Here is a 13,130-nt window from a genome sequence, read left to right as displayed (position 1 = left end):
TCCGCCTACCCCGACCCTCCGGGAGCGAGCAGATGCGAGCCCGCGCCTTTCTGGCGTCCGTCCTCGCCGTGGCGCTGGTCTTGTCCGGCTGTGCGGGGCCGGACCACACCATCGCGCCCGCCGGCGCGCCGCAGCCGGTGGAGTCCACCACTGCGCCCACGCCGTCACCGCATCCCACGGCCACCAAGCCTCCGCTGCGGCCGCTGCCGGCCAAGCTCCCGGCCGGCCTGCGGCGCAACAGCGGCGTACGCCCGGTGGTCCTGACCTTCGACGACGGGCCCAACCCGACCTGGACTCCCAAGGTTCTCGACCAACTGCGGGCAGCCAAGGTGACCGCCACGTTCTGCGTGGTCGGTCGCGAGGTGCAGCGCCATCCGGAGCTGGTCCGGCGGATCGTCCACGAGGGGCATCAGCTCTGCAACCACAGTTGGCGGCACGACCTCGACCTGGCCCGACGGCCCGTCAACGAGATAAAGGCCGACCTGAAACGCACGAACAGGGCCATCCAGGCAGCGGCGCCCGGCGCCAAGGTGTCCTTCTATCGGCAGCCGGGCGGCCGGTGGACACCGGAGGTGCTGGCGGTGGCGAAGGGTCTCGGCATGCGCCCGCTGCACTGGTCGGTCGACCCACAGGACTGGGACAAGCCGAACGCCGTCACGATCGGCAAGCGCATCCACACCGCCGCCCGCCCCGGCGCCATCGTGCTGCTGCACGACGGGGGTGGCGATCGGGCCGCGACGCTCGCCGCCTGCCCCCACCTGATCGCCGACCTGAAGAAGCGCTTCGGCATCACCAAACTCCGCTAGACCGGCTTTGACCTGCTGTTATGTCTCTTCCGAAGCCCTTGCGGATACCGATTTTGTCGACCGACCGGGCATCACGTATGCTTTCCAAGCCTCCGGCGGGGCCGGATGGGAGCAAGTCCGCTTGAAGTTGCGAGTGTGCAATGATGGCGGGGCCGCCCTCATCGTCTAGCGGCCCAGGACGCCGCCCTTTCAAGGCGGTAGCACGGGTTCGAATCCCGTTGGGGGCACGACCGGCGCAAGTCGGAGCAACACAAGCTAGGTCCTGTGGAGCAGTTGGAGTGCTCGCCGCCCTGTCAAGGCGGAGGTCGCGGGTTCAAGTCCCGTCAGGACCGCAGCGCTGACGCCGCGCCTCGCGCGGCGTTCTGCGTATCGGAGCAGGTCGCCCTGCCACCGGTTCGTCCGGTTGCCGGGTAGCATGAGCCGAGCAGCGATACGGCCAGGTAGCTCAGTTGGTACGAGCGTCCGACTGAAAATCGGAAGGTCGGCGGTTCGACCCCGCCCCTGGCCACATAGCCTTTCGCCGGGCTACAGAGGTCCCCACCAGCGGAAACGCAGGTGGGGATCTTGCTGTTTACGGCTGCGGGACCGGCCCGCCACGGGTGTGATCCACTCGACTTCCCGGAAATCGGGGCATCGGAAGGTGCCCAATACCGCGCTTTCCTGAAAAGCGAGTCGATCATGCCTGGGTCGCGCGGATCGGCTGCGCGGGACCGGCTGCGCGGGACCGGCTGCGCGGGACCGGCTGCGCGGGACCGGCTGCGCGGGACCGGCTGCGCGGGACCGGCTGCGCGGGACCGGCTGCGCGGGACCGGCTGCGCGGGACCGGCTGCGCGGGACCGGCTGCGCGGACCGGTCGCGCGGCGTCGCTGGTCCGCCTTGCCCGGCGTCACTCGTCTCGGCGCCCCTGCTGGCGGTGCTGCGCCACGCCGCTCTGGATCGCCTCCCACACGCTGCGCCCGGCCTGCCGCAGGGTCTCCCCCGCCTGCTCGGCGAGCTGCGCTGCGCTCTGCGCCCCGCCCAGCAACCCTCCACCGCCGTCACGATCGCCGGATGGGCTTGGCCCGGGGCCTGCCGACTGGCCCGGTCGGTTCCCACGCTCCCCGTTAGACGACCCCGCCGGACCCTCACCTCCCCGGTCCGCGCCGGCCGACCGTTTCCCGTCACCGGGGCCTGCGGCCCGCTGACCCTCGGGGTGGCGTGGCTCCTCGTGCCGCTGCCCCTCAGCGTGGCGTGGCTCCTCGTGCGGCTGGCCTTCCGGAGCCCGGCCGCCCTGCGGCCCACCGGACTCCGGCTGCGACTTCTGGCCCGGCCCGGGGCCACCCGCTTGAGACCCGGGTCCGCCCGCACTGGGTCCCGGACCTCCGGCATGGGGCCCAGGGCCCCCAGGACCCTTCCCGGCGCCGCCGGGCCCCGCCCCAGGCCGACCCGGACCAGCCCCGGGCCCGCCCAGCGCCGCCTCTGACCGACCAAAAACCGCTCCTGGCCCACCCGGACCCGGCTGACCCGGACCCGGCCGGCCCCCACCCGGCTGACCCGCACCCGGCCCCGGCCGACCGGGGCCTGGCTGGGCACGGTCGGCGACGGCCCCGACCGCACCGACCTGCTGACCAAACTCCTGGAGTACGCCGTTGGAGCGCCGCGCCGACCCCCGCACCTCAGCGGCCCCCATCGACCCCGGGGCCAGCTGCTGCGCGCTGCGGTTCACGTCGTCGACGGTGGTGACGGCCGTCCGGGCGAGCGCCTCGATGATCTCTGGGTTGGCGTCGAGTGTGTCGAGCGCCCGGCCCAGGATCCTGGTCAGCTGCTCCAACCGCACCCGCAACTGCGCCTCGGCTTGAACCCCGTTGATGTCCAGCTCGCCGCCGTTCAGGTGCACCCGTACGCCGGCGTCGACCTGGAGCAGGTTGGCCACCCGGGCCCGCAGCGACAGGTCGGCGTCCAGGCCGTCGACGGCCAGTCGGATCGAGTCGACGGAGACCTTCGGGATGTCGAGCAGGACATCGGGGTCCGCGCTCTCGACGTTCCGGTCCGGCCCTCGCTGTTGCGCGCTCTCGCTCATGATCTCCCGCCCCGCCTGCCACCGTCCCGGTCGTCCGGGCGTTCGGCGCGCTTACCCGCTTTCCGGCGGGGCATCCCGTCCGTGACGAGTCGGCGACCCTCTGTCTGGAACCGGGCACCGTGCGAAGCTGCACACGCGGGCATCAGCCGGTATGGTCCGGGCCTATGGGACAGGAAATGACTGATCCGGCCGACATCCGGCAGGACGTCGACCGGTTCTCCCTACGGTGCAGTCTCCTCGTCCCGGGCGCCGCCGAGCACGCGTTCGCGGTGTTCACCGACGAGCTGACTGACTGGTGGGTCACCGAGTACACCTGGTCCGGCCCGGACGCTCTCGCGGAGCTGGGCATGGAGCCGCGCGCCGGGGGGATGCTCTACGAGATCGGCCCGTACGGTTTCCGCGCCGACTGGGGTCGGGTGCTCACCTGGGATCCACCGCGGCGGCTGGTCTTCGTCTGGCAGATCGGCCCCGACCGGGCGCCGGTGCCGGACCCGGCCCGCGCCAGCGAGGTCGAGGTGCTGTTCCTTCCCGAAGGGCCGGAGCGCACCCGGGTCGAGCTGGAGCACCGGCACTTCGACCGGCACGGCGAGGCTGCCGAGGGATATCGCAAGGCGCTCACCGCCGGCTGGCACGAGCTGCTCACCCGATACGTCGCCACTGTGTCACGCGGCCCCGGCACTTCCGCCTGACAAGCTGACGAGCGCACGGAGTCACCGACCGAGCTGCCGGTCGCCGGCGGAGCAGCCGCCGAGGTCCCGACCACCCAGGTTGGCGCGTTGGCCGGCCTCCGCCCCCGAACCGAAGCCGGTGCCGCCGAGCCGGCGCGGCGGTGCGGTGCGCAGCCGCGGGTATTCCTCGGTGAGCCGTCGCTGCACCCGGTCGGACCGGTCGGCCAGCACCAGCGCCACCGACGGCGTGCCCGACTCGCTGGCCGCCGCCGTCTCGGCCGCCCAGAGCCGACCCCCGATCACTTCCGCGAAACCGGCGAGCCAGGAGCGGCGGAAGGCGGCGGGGTGGTCGTCGGCCGGCACGGCGGTGGCGGCCAGGCCGTGCGCCGCCTGTACGAGCAGTGAGGTGAAGAGCAGGTCGACCCGTTCCAGGTCGCTGGCGAAGCCGAAGAGGTGCAGCGCGAAGCCGTTGCCCTGCCGGCGGCGTACGCAGCGGCAGCGCAGTGGCTCGGCGACCGCGGCGAGCAGGCCGACCTTGTCGCGGGCGTACGGGGCGACGATGTCCAGCACCCGGTCACCGACGAGGTCGGTGGTCGGGTCGCGGACGGCGAGCAGCGCCCGGTCCACCCCGTAGCGGGCGATCAACTCGGTCGCCTTGGCGGTGAACGCGGCGGCCTCGGCGGGCGTACAGGCCGGGTCCTCGGCCTGGGCCAGCAGCTTGCGCACCTTGCTGAGCATCGCCTCGGACATGCCTACAGAGCTACCACACGGGCCGGACATCACGGGGTCACGCCGCCATTGATCGATACGTATCATCGTCACGGTCGGATGATCAGTCCAATACGGACGGTCAGTCACCCGCTTCGGAGGCACGCATGTCATCCCCGACCGCTCGCCTGCTCGCCGTCGCCACGGCCACCACCCTGCTCTTCGCCGGCACACCCGCGCAGGCGGAGCCGACAACACCGACCGCACCGGTCAGCTCCGGGGCGAACGCGTTCGCCCCGCTCGCCACCTGTTACGGCGGGGCGGTCCGGTCGTACTTCGAGACGGGCCGCTACGGCGGATCGGCCGGCCAGTACCGCACCACGACCCGCTGTCGCGACATCAACGTCCGCAACGCGAGCGTGTACGCCACCGAGGCGTGCGTGATCTTCGTGGACAAGACGAGTGCCTGCAACTACTGGACCTACCTGCCGGCCAACTCGGGCTGGATCACGGTGGCGACCGACGTCCGGGACGGGGTCAACTTCCGGGTCCGCTTCGAGAACCTGCGCTACGAGTACGAGCCGCTGATCGCGTACCACGCGTTCTGAGTGGTCCGCGCGGTCGCGGCGTCCGCCCCCCGACGGACGCCGCGAACCGGCGGCCGGTCACCCGGCACGGCTGCGCAGGGTGGCGATCGTCGAGCCGGCGAGCGTGAGCAGGCAGTCGGGCAGCAGCCCGTCGGCTGCCGCGGCACCGAACAGCGCCTCCCCGGTCGGCTCGTCCCGGTTGGCGTACGCGCTGACGAAGCGGGCCACCCAGCGGGTGTCATACTCAGCCTGGTCGATTCCCGGGAAGTCCAGGGCCGCACCGCTGGCCGCCGGAGCGTCACCGAGCATCGTCGCGGCCAGGCACCACGCGACCCCGTACGCGCCGCTCAGGCCGGCCCGGTCGACGACCGCGTCGAACGCTCCCACCACCGCTTCTCCATCCCCGGTCAGCGCCGAGTGGAGCACGGCGGCCGCGTCGTCGAACGTCTGCTGTGGTAGGTCCGTCACCCAGCGCACAGTAGGACGCGTCGTCAAGGCTCCCGACAACCGTCACTGTCCGTGTTCAAGGCGAGCTACCTGCGCTTTGCGCCACCTCCACGGTCCCGCCGTCGGCCTCGGCACGCTAATGTGCGCAGCGGACCTTCGCCGGAGGAAGGACGACCATGCTCGTATCACGCCGCTCGCGGGTGGCCTCACTGGCTGCCTGCGCGACGATCCTGCTCGCCACAAGCGCTTGCGGGGATGACAAGGCCAAGGAGACCAGCGCCCAACAGGTGCGCCTCTACGGCACGGACGGCAACATGCTCAACACCTACCCTGCGGAGTTGAAAGAACGCGCAGGTCTTGTGGATGGGATGAAGGGCACCACGCCACTCGTTCCGCTACCCGAGGACTTCAAGGGCCGGCTACGGGCCGTCAATCCGGCGCTGACGGACTACGTGTACTCGGCCGAGACGTACGACGCGGTGGTGATCGCCGTGCTCGCCGCGCAGCTGGCCGGAAGCACCGACCCGGCTGCCATCGCGAAGCAGATCGTCGCGGTGACCAACGACGGGCAGCGCTGCGAGGACCCGGTCAGCTGCCTCACGCTGGCCCGCAACGGGCAGGACATCGAGTACCGCGGGGTTTCGCTGACCCGGGCGGGCTTCACCGACAAGGGTGAGCCGGCCACCGCGAGCTACGCCACGCTGACCTTCGACGGGCAGCAGATCAACGACGGCAAGACCGAGTTCGTCGGCGCGGGCATCGAGTCGGCGGCGAGCACCAAGACGCCGCCGAAGCCGAAGAAGCAGCGCCCGGGCGGCGACCCCGAGCAGGAACCGTTGATCCTGGGCGGTCTGCTGCCGAAGACCGGTGACCTGTCGATCGCCTACCCGCCGATGGCCGCCGGCGCCGCGCTGGCGATCAAGGAGATCAACGCCGCCGGCGGCGCCCTGGGCAAGCCGGTGACGTGGCTGGACGGCGACGACGGCACCAACCCGGACGTGGCCAAGGCGACGGTGGCCCGGCACGCGGCGGCTGGCGTCAGCGTGATCATCGGCGCTGGTGGTTCGGGCATCTCCCGGGCCGTGCTGCCGAACGTGGTGCAGGCCGGGAAGATCCTCTTCTCTCCGTCGAACACCGACAGCAGCCTGACCGACGTGGACGACGAGGGCCTCTACTTCCGCACCGCCCCACCGGACAGCCTCCAGGGCCGGGCGTTGGCCGACGTCATCCTCCGCGACGGTTCGCAGAAGATCGTCATCGTGGCTCGCAAGGACTCCTACGGTGAGGGCCTCCAGGGCACCGTCCGTGAGGAGCTGGAGAAGGCCGGTATCGCTGCCGATCGACTCAAGCTGCTGACGTACGAGCCGCCGGCCGATGCCAAGGCGGCACCCGTCGACTTCAGCCGGGGTGCGAAGGAGATCAAGGACTTCGGCGCGGACGCCGTGCTGATCATCGGCTTCGGCGAGTCCGCCCAGGTGATCCGCGGCCTGGCCGACGCCGAGGTGCAGATCCGGCAGTAGCACGACCACAGGCACACGAAGGCCGCACCGGCGCTCGCCGGTGCGGCCGTTTCGTCTCCAGGAGTCACCGCGGCCGGCGGCGCTCCAGGAACTCGGTCATCCGCCGGTGCTTCTCCTCGTCCTCGAAGAGCACCGCCTGACTGACCAGGTCGAGCTGCGGATGCGCGGCGGCGGGCGCGTCGACCGCGAGCTTGGTCAGCCGCAGCGCCAGCGGCGAACCCAGGGCGATCTCGTCCAGCAGCGCGTGCGCCACCGTCAGCAACTCGTCGGGCTCGTCCACCACCCGGTTCACCAGGCCGATCCGCAGCGCCTCCGCGGCGTCCACCCGCCGGCCCGTGAAGAGCAGCTCCTTGGCCCGGCCCTCACCGACCAACGCGGGCAGCCGGTGGGTCGCGCCAGCGCCGGCCAGGATGCCCAACCGCACCTCCGGCTGACCGAAGACCGCCCGCGCCGTGCACACCCGCAGATCGCAGGCGTACGCCAGCTCCGCGCCACCGCCCAACGCCGGGCCGTCGACGGCGGCGACGGTGGGCATCGGCAACGCTCTGATCCGGGCGAAGGCAGCGGAGTTGATCGCGGCGAGGGCATCGGTGCGGCCCCGTTCACGCAGTTGGCCGATGTCGGCGCCTCCGGCGAAGATGCCCGCCGCGCCACCGGTGAGCAGCAGCAGTCTGGGCCGGGCTTCCAGCTCGGCGCAGACCTGGTGCAGCTCGGCGATCAGCTCGGCGTCGATGGCGTTGCGCTTCTCCGGCCGGTCCAGGGTGACCACCAGCCGGTCCGGTCGCTCCTCGATCCGCAAGCCGCTCACCGCGCCCACCGCGCTCACTGCGCCCACCTTCCGTTCGCGACTGCGGGGCTCGCAAGCTCACTCCTCGCGCTCACTGCTTGACCCCGGCTTTCCACTGGTAGAAGCCCTGCCCCGACTTCTTGCCCAGCCGCCCGTCGGCCACCATCTCCACGAGCAGGGGCGGCGGTGCGAAGCGGTCGCCGTACGCGGCCTGGAGGGTGCGGGCGATGTCCAGCCGCACGTCGAGGCCGACCAGGTCGGTGAGTTCCAACGGCCCGATCGGGTGCCGGTAGCCCAGCACCATCGCCTTGTCGATGTCGGCCGGGCTGGCCACCCCGTCGGCGACCATCCGGATCGCCTCCAGCCCGAGGGTGACCCCGAGCCGTGAGGTGGCGAAGCCGGGCAGGTCGCGTACGACGACGGGGTCCTTGCCCAACCGGCCGGCGAGCGCGACGGCCGCAGCCGTGGTCTCCTCGGCGGTGGCCGGGCCGACCACGATCTCCAGCAGGGCCATCGCCCAGACCGGGTTGAAGAAGTGCAGGCCGAGGAAGCGCTCGGGCGCGTCCAGCCCAGCGGCCAGCTCACCGATGGCGATGCTGGAGGTGTTGCTGCCCAGCAGTGCGGGGTTCAGCGCGGCGGCGTCCCGCAGCACTGCCCGCTTCAGGTCGAGCCGCTCCGGCACCGCCTCCACGATCACCTCGGGGGCGGGAGCGACGTCGGCGAGCGTGGGACGCAGCGTGACCCTCTGCCGGTTCGCGGCGGCCTCGTCAGCGCTCAGCTTCCCGCGCTGCACCGCCCGCTCCCACAGGTCGGCGAGCCGGTTCAGCGCGGAGGCGCCCCGCTCGGGGTCCACCTCGACCATCTCCACGGCGTACCCGGCCCCGGCCGCCACGTACGCGATGCCGAGCCCCATCGTGCCGGCACCGACGACCACGAAACGATCGCTCATCACGCCTCCCTGTCCCGCCTGTCGGCGCGCGGGGTCCCCGCCACGCCGACCGGGGTGTTCCGCCCGCTCCGCTCGCTCATGGTGCGACCCTAGACAGCTCGACGACCCGGCTCATGCGTGGGGGAGCGCGGGATCGGGTACTGACGGCCCGTCAACCGAGGGAAGGACCACCGAGATGAGCCAGGCACCGGAGAGCGTCACTGACGGGCAGATCGTGGAGACCCGGGGCGACGAGCGGGTCGAACTGCTGCGCGCCGACACCAACAACGACGGCAAGACCGACGTGTGGGTGGTGGACACCGACGGCGACGGCAAGGCGGACCTGTTCCAGTTCGACACCGACGGTGACGGCAAGGTGGACATCACCATGGTCGACATCGACGAGGACGGCCAGCCGGACGAGGTGGTCGACGGCGACGGCGGTCTGCCGCCCGAGCAGCTTCCCCCGACCGTCCAGGTCTGAGCCGTACGACGGCCCCCGCCTCCCCGATGCGGAGCGCGGGGGCCGTCGCTCAGTCGGCGCGCCGCAGCGTGGCCAGGTAGTAGGGCTTGTCGCGGTCGTCCACATCGGTCAACCGCCAGCCGGTGCCGTGCACCAGCGAGGCGAACTCCTCCGCCGAGCAGACCAGATAGTCGAACCATTCGGTGCTCAGCTCCCGGTAGCGCAACCGGAGCCGGAGCTGACCGCCGAGCCGACCCCGACTGCGGTTGCGCTCGTGGTAACTCGTGTGCACCGGGTCACGGGTGCCGTACGGGTCGGTGCCGTGCGCGATGATCTGCGCCCCCGGTCGGGCCAGCGCGGCGAGCGCGGCCAGGAACACGGGGGCACGCTCCCGCCCCTCGAACAGCCCGAGGTTGTTGCCGAGCAGCAGGAATGTGTCGTAACGCTGCCCGTCCGCGACGTGCGTGTCGACGGTGCCGTGCACCAGCCGCCGGACACCGCGGCGTCGACTCACGGCCAGCGCGCCCGCGGAGGTGTCCAGCCCGGTGACCGGTACGCCGCGCTCCTGGAGCAGCAGGGCGATCCGGCCGGCGCCGGTGCCGATGTCCAGCGTCTCGCCGCAAGCCTGGTCCACCGCGCGGTGGTCGTACGGCTGCCAGTCCTGCGGACCGTCCAGATAGTGGGCCGCCGGCGCGCCGTTGATCAGACCGTCGTCCCGCTCGATGATCTCGATGACCGGCCGGGGCAGGCGCCCACCGACCAGCGGTCGAGGGCCCACCCCGCTGGCCACCGCGAGCGTGTCCCGCAGCAGTTCGCCGACCACGTCACCGATTCGAGGCTCAACCGTCACGACGTTCACGCTATCTGTCCACTCAGCGGCCGGTAGCGGCCGTATCCTGGCGGCGTGACCATGCTGGACCGGCTGTCGGCCGAGAAGTACATCCTGCTCACGACCTTCCGCAAGGACGGTCGGGCGGTGCCGACCCCCGTCTGGGCGGTACGAGATGGTGAGGCGTTGGCGGTCTGGACCCGGGCCGACTCGGGCAAGGTGAAGCGGATCCGCCACAACGGTGAGGTGACAGTGGCCCCGTGCGACGTGCGGGGGCGGCCACACGGGGCGGAGGTGCCAGCCCACGCGACGATCTACGGCAACGGCGACACCGGTCGGGTACGGGACCTGCTCAAGCACAAGTACCGCCTGATCGGTCGGCTCAGCCTGCTCGGCAGCCGGCTGCGGCGCGGCGAGGGCGGCACGGTCGGCATCCGGGTGACGCTGGCCGAGACGCGGCGCTGAGACATAGCGGCGGCGGCCACTCAGGACATGGAAAGGGGCGGCGGATCGAGATCCACCGCCCCTGACCGGAAAACTATTGCCGCTTCAGTCGCCCTGCCGCTGCTGCGGGATCTGACCCTGCAACAGCGCCCTGACCTCCGACTCGCGGTATCGACGGTGGCCACCCAGGGTGCGGATGGCACTGAGCTTGCCAGCCTTTGCCCACCGGGTCACCGTCTTCGGGTCGACACGGAACATCGACGCCACCTCGGCCGGCGTGAGTAGCGGCTCTGGTTCGTGCGTTCGCGATGCCATCGGTCACTCCTCCACATGTATAGACATCGGCCGGGGTCCCGCCGGCCGACGCGTCTCCCATGGTCCGGCTAGTCCCCGATGTCCGACATGGGCCGAACGGATGAAGGTCCCTAGACGGACGGATGAACCATGCCCGATTTTTACGACTTTTACACGGCAGAAAGTACCTTATTCGGACTCATGATCACGGTTCGTGATGCGTCAACTACGAGCGCACCTCACCTTGGGAGCGCTCCTCGGGCGATATGCCCCTAGTTGCACCGCTCCAGCAGCTGCACGGCACGCCACCGGGCCACCAACGTGTCGTACGCGGCGGACGCCTCCTCGGCCTCACCGCGCGACAGCCCCGCGAGGCCCGTGGCGACCAACTCGGGCGAGTCGTCCGCGGAGAGGGTCTCGTCGGAGAGCAGGTCGACCAGGCCGCCGTAGTCCAACTCGACCACCGAGCGCGGATGGAACTCCTCCAGCCAGCGCGCCGCCTCCTCCACCGCCTCGGTGATCGGAGCCTCGCCCACCGACTTGCGCAGCACCGACAGCGCCCGTGAGGACCGGCGACGGGCCTTGGAGATCTCGGTCCGGTAGCGCAGCGCCCGCCGGCCCGGCTGGGTGACCAGGTCCCGCTCGGCCGGCTCGAAGAGCACGAACCACCGCAGAGGCACTCCCCAGGTGGCGATCTGCTCGTGCACCCGGGGCACCCCGTGCTCCAGCACCCGGGCGCCGCTGCGCCAGTCGTCGACGACCGCCCTGGCCTGGCCGGCGAGCACCGGCGGCACGAAGGCGTCAGCGAGCACCGAGGGCACCCCGTCCCGAGCGCTGAGCGCCGCCTCAGCGACCCGGATCCGCAGGTTCCATGGGCAGACAAGCAGGCTGTCGTCCGTCTCCAGGACGTACGCCTCCTCCGGCAGGTCCGGCAGCCGGGTCCAGCCCGCGCCCAGCGCCTCGATCACCGCCGTCCGCTGTCGGCCGGGCCCCTCGACCGGGGCCACCGCCCGCCCCTCGGACACGTAGCGGCGCCAGTAGCTCTGCCGGTCCCGGTCGAAGGCGGTCAACGGTTCGTACACGCGCAGGTAAGAAGCGAAGAGCGACGGCACGGCGCGATCCTCCCACGAACCACAGCCGTATGAAGTCAGCGGCCGGACCACGCGCGCCGCAACGTGGGACGGCGGCGGCGCGTCGAGCGTCCCCAGGGCGGCCGATACTAGGCTCGATCTCACCGGCAGCATCCCCGCCGGGGTCCACCAGGTCCGCGTCCCACAAGGACGCACACCACTCCAGGAGCCAACCATGGGCGTATTCGCGAGCACCGACGATCCGGTATCGACCGGTCACGAACAGGTCGTCTTCTGCCAGGACAAGCAGAGCGGCCTGAAGGCGATCATCGGGATCTACTCCACCGCGCTGGGGCCGGCGCTCGGCGGCACCCGCTTCTACCCGTACGCCAGCGAGGACGACGCCCTCGCCGATGTGCTCGACCTGTCCCGTGGGATGGCGTACAAGAACGCGCTCGCTGGGCTGGACCTTGGCGGTGGCAAGGCCGTCATCTGGGGTGATCCCGAGCAGATCAAGAGCGAGGCGCTGCTGCGCGCGTACGGTCGCTTCGTGGAGTCGCTGGGCGGTCGCTACTACACCGCGTGCGACGTCGGCACCTACGTGGCGGACATGGACGTGGTGGCACGGGAGACCCGCTACGTGACCGGGCGCAGCGTGGAGCACGGCGGCGCCGGCGACTCGTCGATCCTCACCGCCTGGGGTGTCTTCCAGGGCATGCGGGCCGCCTCCGAGCACGTCTGGGGCACCCCCAGCCTGCGAGGCCGCCGGGTCGGCGTCGCCGGTCTGGGCAAGGTCGGCAAATACCTCACCGGCCACCTGCTGGAGGACGGCGCCGAGGTGGTCGCCACCGACGTCAACCCGAAGGCGCTGGCCTGGGTTCGCAGCAACCACCCGCAGGTCACCCTGATGGACGACGCCAGCGCGCTGGTCGCCGCGGACATCGACGTGTACGCGCCGTGCGCGCTGGGCGGCGCGCTGAACGACGACACCGTGCCGGCGCTGCGCGCCAAGGTGGTGACCGGTGCGGCGAACAATCAGCTCGCCCACCCGGGCATCGAGAAGCTGCTGGCCGACCGGGGCATCCTTTACACGCCGGACTACGTGGTCAACGCCGGCGGTGTGATCCAGGTCGCCGACGAGATCGAGGGCTTCAACTTCGACCGGGCGAAACTGCGGGCAACCCGGATCTACGACACCACCCGCGAGATCCTGGGCCTGGCCGACGCCGAGGGCGTGCCGCCAGCGGTCGCCGCGGATCGGCTGGCCGAGCGCCGGATGGCGGAGGTCGGCCGCCTGCGGTCGATCCACCTGCGCTGAGCATTCCCCGGAGGCGGATCGACGGGATCCGCCTCCGGGCCCCCTGTGCCGACGCGGCTCGGTAGGCTGAGGGCCGGATCGAATTTTGATGCGGTTTGTCCGGTGTCACGGGCGCTAACCGTTCCACTCCTTACCCGGTACACTGGGTGACGGCCGGATCGACGCGACGCGCAGAGCCGGCTGACGGTAACCCGAGGTGCCG

15 protein-coding genes and 3 tRNA genes are annotated in these 13,130 nt (G+C 71.4%); 10 read left to right on the top strand and 8 right to left on the bottom strand.

Features of this window, described 5'->3' with window-relative positions; all coding sequences use genetic code 11:
- Window positions 1–32: 32 nt before the first annotated feature.
- The 4 genes from FBZ33_RS32135 (at window position 33) to FBZ33_RS32120 (ending at window position 1,314) form a co-directional block, all read left to right on the top strand.
- Window positions 33–806: a polysaccharide deacetylase family protein gene (locus tag FBZ33_RS32135; protein WP_141912167.1), complete on the top strand. Its 774-nt coding sequence runs from the start codon at window positions 33–35 to the stop codon at window positions 804–806.
- 154 nt (window positions 807–960) lie between these two features.
- Window positions 961–1,033: transfer RNA gene (locus FBZ33_RS32130), tRNA-Glu, on the top strand.
- Window positions 1,034–1,064: 31 nt separating this feature from the next.
- Window positions 1,065–1,138: transfer RNA gene (locus tag FBZ33_RS32125), tRNA-Asp, on the top strand.
- Window positions 1,139–1,240: 102 nt separating this feature from the next.
- Window positions 1,241–1,314: transfer RNA gene (locus tag FBZ33_RS32120), tRNA-Phe, on the top strand.
- A gap of 378 nt (window positions 1,315–1,692) precedes the next feature.
- Here FBZ33_RS32120 and FBZ33_RS32115 read toward each other — a convergent pair.
- Window positions 1,693–2,865 carry a hypothetical protein gene (locus tag FBZ33_RS32115; RefSeq protein ID WP_141912164.1) on the bottom strand — a complete coding sequence of 391 codons (1,173 nt, stop codon included), beginning with the start codon at window positions 2,863–2,865 and terminating at the stop codon, window positions 1,693–1,695.
- A 164-nt stretch (window positions 2,866–3,029) separates the two neighbouring features.
- On the opposite strand from FBZ33_RS32115, the gene FBZ33_RS32110 reads away from it, so the two are divergent.
- Window positions 3,030–3,554: an SRPBCC family protein gene (locus tag FBZ33_RS32110; RefSeq protein ID WP_088950959.1), complete on the top strand. Its 525-nt coding sequence runs from the start codon at window positions 3,030–3,032 to the stop codon at window positions 3,552–3,554.
- 21 nt (window positions 3,555–3,575) lie between these two features.
- On the opposite strand, the gene FBZ33_RS32105 is transcribed toward FBZ33_RS32110, so the two are convergent.
- Entirely contained in the window at window positions 3,576–4,283 is a 708-nt protein-coding gene (locus FBZ33_RS32105; RefSeq protein WP_141912161.1) for a DUF2786 domain-containing protein, read from the bottom strand.
- 125 nt (window positions 4,284–4,408) lie between these two features.
- Between FBZ33_RS32105 and FBZ33_RS32100 the strand changes: the two genes are divergently transcribed.
- Window positions 4,409–4,849: a hypothetical protein gene (locus FBZ33_RS32100; protein WP_099849712.1), complete on the top strand. Its 441-nt coding sequence runs from the start codon at window positions 4,409–4,411 to the stop codon at window positions 4,847–4,849.
- A 57-nt stretch (window positions 4,850–4,906) separates the two neighbouring features.
- On the opposite strand, the gene FBZ33_RS32095 is transcribed toward FBZ33_RS32100, so the two are convergent.
- Window positions 4,907–5,296: a hypothetical protein gene (locus FBZ33_RS32095; RefSeq protein ID WP_088952127.1), complete on the bottom strand. Its 390-nt coding sequence runs from the start codon at window positions 5,294–5,296 to the stop codon at window positions 4,907–4,909.
- 155 nt (window positions 5,297–5,451) lie between these two features.
- On the opposite strand from FBZ33_RS32095, the gene FBZ33_RS32090 reads away from it, so the two are divergent.
- Window positions 5,452–6,795 (top strand): ABC transporter substrate-binding protein, encoded by a 1,344-nt coding sequence (locus tag FBZ33_RS32090; RefSeq protein ID WP_141912159.1) that lies wholly within the window; start codon window positions 5,452–5,454, stop codon window positions 6,793–6,795.
- Window positions 6,796–6,859: 64 nt separating this feature from the next.
- On the opposite strand, the gene FBZ33_RS32085 is transcribed toward FBZ33_RS32090, so the two are convergent.
- Window positions 6,860–7,603 (bottom strand): enoyl-CoA hydratase/isomerase family protein, encoded by a 744-nt coding sequence (locus tag FBZ33_RS32085; protein ID WP_088952126.1) that lies wholly within the window; start codon window positions 7,601–7,603, stop codon window positions 6,860–6,862.
- A gap of 70 nt (window positions 7,604–7,673) precedes the next feature.
- The gene (locus FBZ33_RS32080; protein WP_141912156.1) at window positions 7,674–8,531 is read right to left on the bottom strand and encodes a 3-hydroxyacyl-CoA dehydrogenase family protein; all 858 of its coding nucleotides are present in this window, start codon (window positions 8,529–8,531) and stop codon (window positions 7,674–7,676) included.
- A 175-nt stretch (window positions 8,532–8,706) separates the two neighbouring features.
- On the opposite strand from FBZ33_RS32080, the gene FBZ33_RS32075 reads away from it, so the two are divergent.
- Window positions 8,707–8,994: a hypothetical protein gene (locus tag FBZ33_RS32075; protein ID WP_141912154.1), complete on the top strand. Its 288-nt coding sequence runs from the start codon at window positions 8,707–8,709 to the stop codon at window positions 8,992–8,994.
- Window positions 8,995–9,043: 49 nt separating this feature from the next.
- On the opposite strand, the gene FBZ33_RS32070 is transcribed toward FBZ33_RS32075, so the two are convergent.
- A complete protein-coding gene (locus tag FBZ33_RS32070) occupies window positions 9,044–9,823 on the bottom strand; it encodes a bifunctional 2-polyprenyl-6-hydroxyphenol methylase/3-demethylubiquinol 3-O-methyltransferase UbiG (RefSeq protein ID WP_141912152.1) in 780 nt (259 codons plus the stop codon).
- Window positions 9,824–9,877: 54 nt separating this feature from the next.
- Between FBZ33_RS32070 and FBZ33_RS32065 the strand changes: the two genes are divergently transcribed.
- A complete protein-coding gene (locus FBZ33_RS32065) occupies window positions 9,878–10,267 on the top strand; it encodes a PPOX class F420-dependent oxidoreductase (RefSeq protein WP_088950953.1) in 390 nt (129 codons plus the stop codon).
- 84 nt (window positions 10,268–10,351) lie between these two features.
- Here the strand turns inward: FBZ33_RS32065 and FBZ33_RS32060 are convergent, their stop codons facing one another.
- Together FBZ33_RS32060 and FBZ33_RS32055 are read right to left on the bottom strand one after the other, a co-directional pair.
- Window positions 10,352–10,561, bottom strand: coding sequence for a BldC family transcriptional regulator (locus FBZ33_RS32060; protein WP_007073996.1), 210 nt, complete (start codon window positions 10,559–10,561; stop codon window positions 10,352–10,354).
- 251 nt (window positions 10,562–10,812) lie between these two features.
- Window positions 10,813–11,652 carry a hypothetical protein gene (locus FBZ33_RS32055; protein WP_141912151.1) on the bottom strand — a complete coding sequence of 280 codons (840 nt, stop codon included), beginning with the start codon at window positions 11,650–11,652 and terminating at the stop codon, window positions 10,813–10,815.
- Window positions 11,653–11,845: 193 nt separating this feature from the next.
- On the opposite strand from FBZ33_RS32055, the gene FBZ33_RS32050 reads away from it, so the two are divergent.
- Window positions 11,846–12,928 (top strand): Glu/Leu/Phe/Val dehydrogenase dimerization domain-containing protein, encoded by a 1,083-nt coding sequence (locus tag FBZ33_RS32050; protein ID WP_088950952.1) that lies wholly within the window; start codon window positions 11,846–11,848, stop codon window positions 12,926–12,928.
- Window positions 12,929–13,130 lie beyond the last annotated feature (202 nt).

The sequence above is a fragment of the Micromonospora sp. A202 genome (genome assembly GCF_006715105.1).
GTDB classification, from domain to species: domain Bacteria; phylum Actinomycetota; class Actinomycetes; order Mycobacteriales; family Micromonosporaceae; genus Micromonospora; species Micromonospora zamorensis.
The sequence above is the reverse complement of the archived record's forward strand: the minus strand, read 5'-3'. Positions and strand labels throughout refer to the sequence as shown.

Excerpts from the sequence above, each read along its gene's own strand:
- FBZ33_RS32105 (WP_141912161.1), bottom strand. The coding sequence starts at position 4,283 with ATGTCCGAGGCGATGCTCAGCAAGGTGCGCAAGCTGCTGGCCCAGGCC.
- FBZ33_RS32080 (WP_141912156.1), bottom strand. The coding sequence starts at position 8,531 with ATGAGCGATCGTTTCGTGGTCGTCGGTGCCGGCACGATGGGGCTCGGC.
- FBZ33_RS32110 (WP_088950959.1), top strand. The coding sequence starts at position 3,030 with ATGGGACAGGAAATGACTGATCCGGCCGACATCCGGCAGGACGTCGAC.
- FBZ33_RS32115 (WP_141912164.1), bottom strand. The coding sequence starts at position 2,865 with ATGAGCGAGAGCGCGCAACAGCGAGGGCCGGACCGGAACGTCGAGAGC.
- FBZ33_RS32100 (WP_099849712.1), top strand. The coding sequence starts at position 4,409 with ATGTCATCCCCGACCGCTCGCCTGCTCGCCGTCGCCACGGCCACCACC.
- FBZ33_RS32050 (WP_088950952.1), top strand. The coding sequence starts at position 11,846 with ATGGGCGTATTCGCGAGCACCGACGATCCGGTATCGACCGGTCACGAA.
- FBZ33_RS32075 (WP_141912154.1), top strand. The coding sequence starts at position 8,707 with ATGAGCCAGGCACCGGAGAGCGTCACTGACGGGCAGATCGTGGAGACC.
- FBZ33_RS32060 (WP_007073996.1), bottom strand. The coding sequence starts at position 10,561 with ATGGCATCGCGAACGCACGAACCAGAGCCGCTACTCACGCCGGCCGAG.
- FBZ33_RS32135 (WP_141912167.1), top strand. The coding sequence starts at position 33 with ATGCGAGCCCGCGCCTTTCTGGCGTCCGTCCTCGCCGTGGCGCTGGTC.
- FBZ33_RS32090 (WP_141912159.1), top strand. The coding sequence starts at position 5,452 with ATGCTCGTATCACGCCGCTCGCGGGTGGCCTCACTGGCTGCCTGCGCG.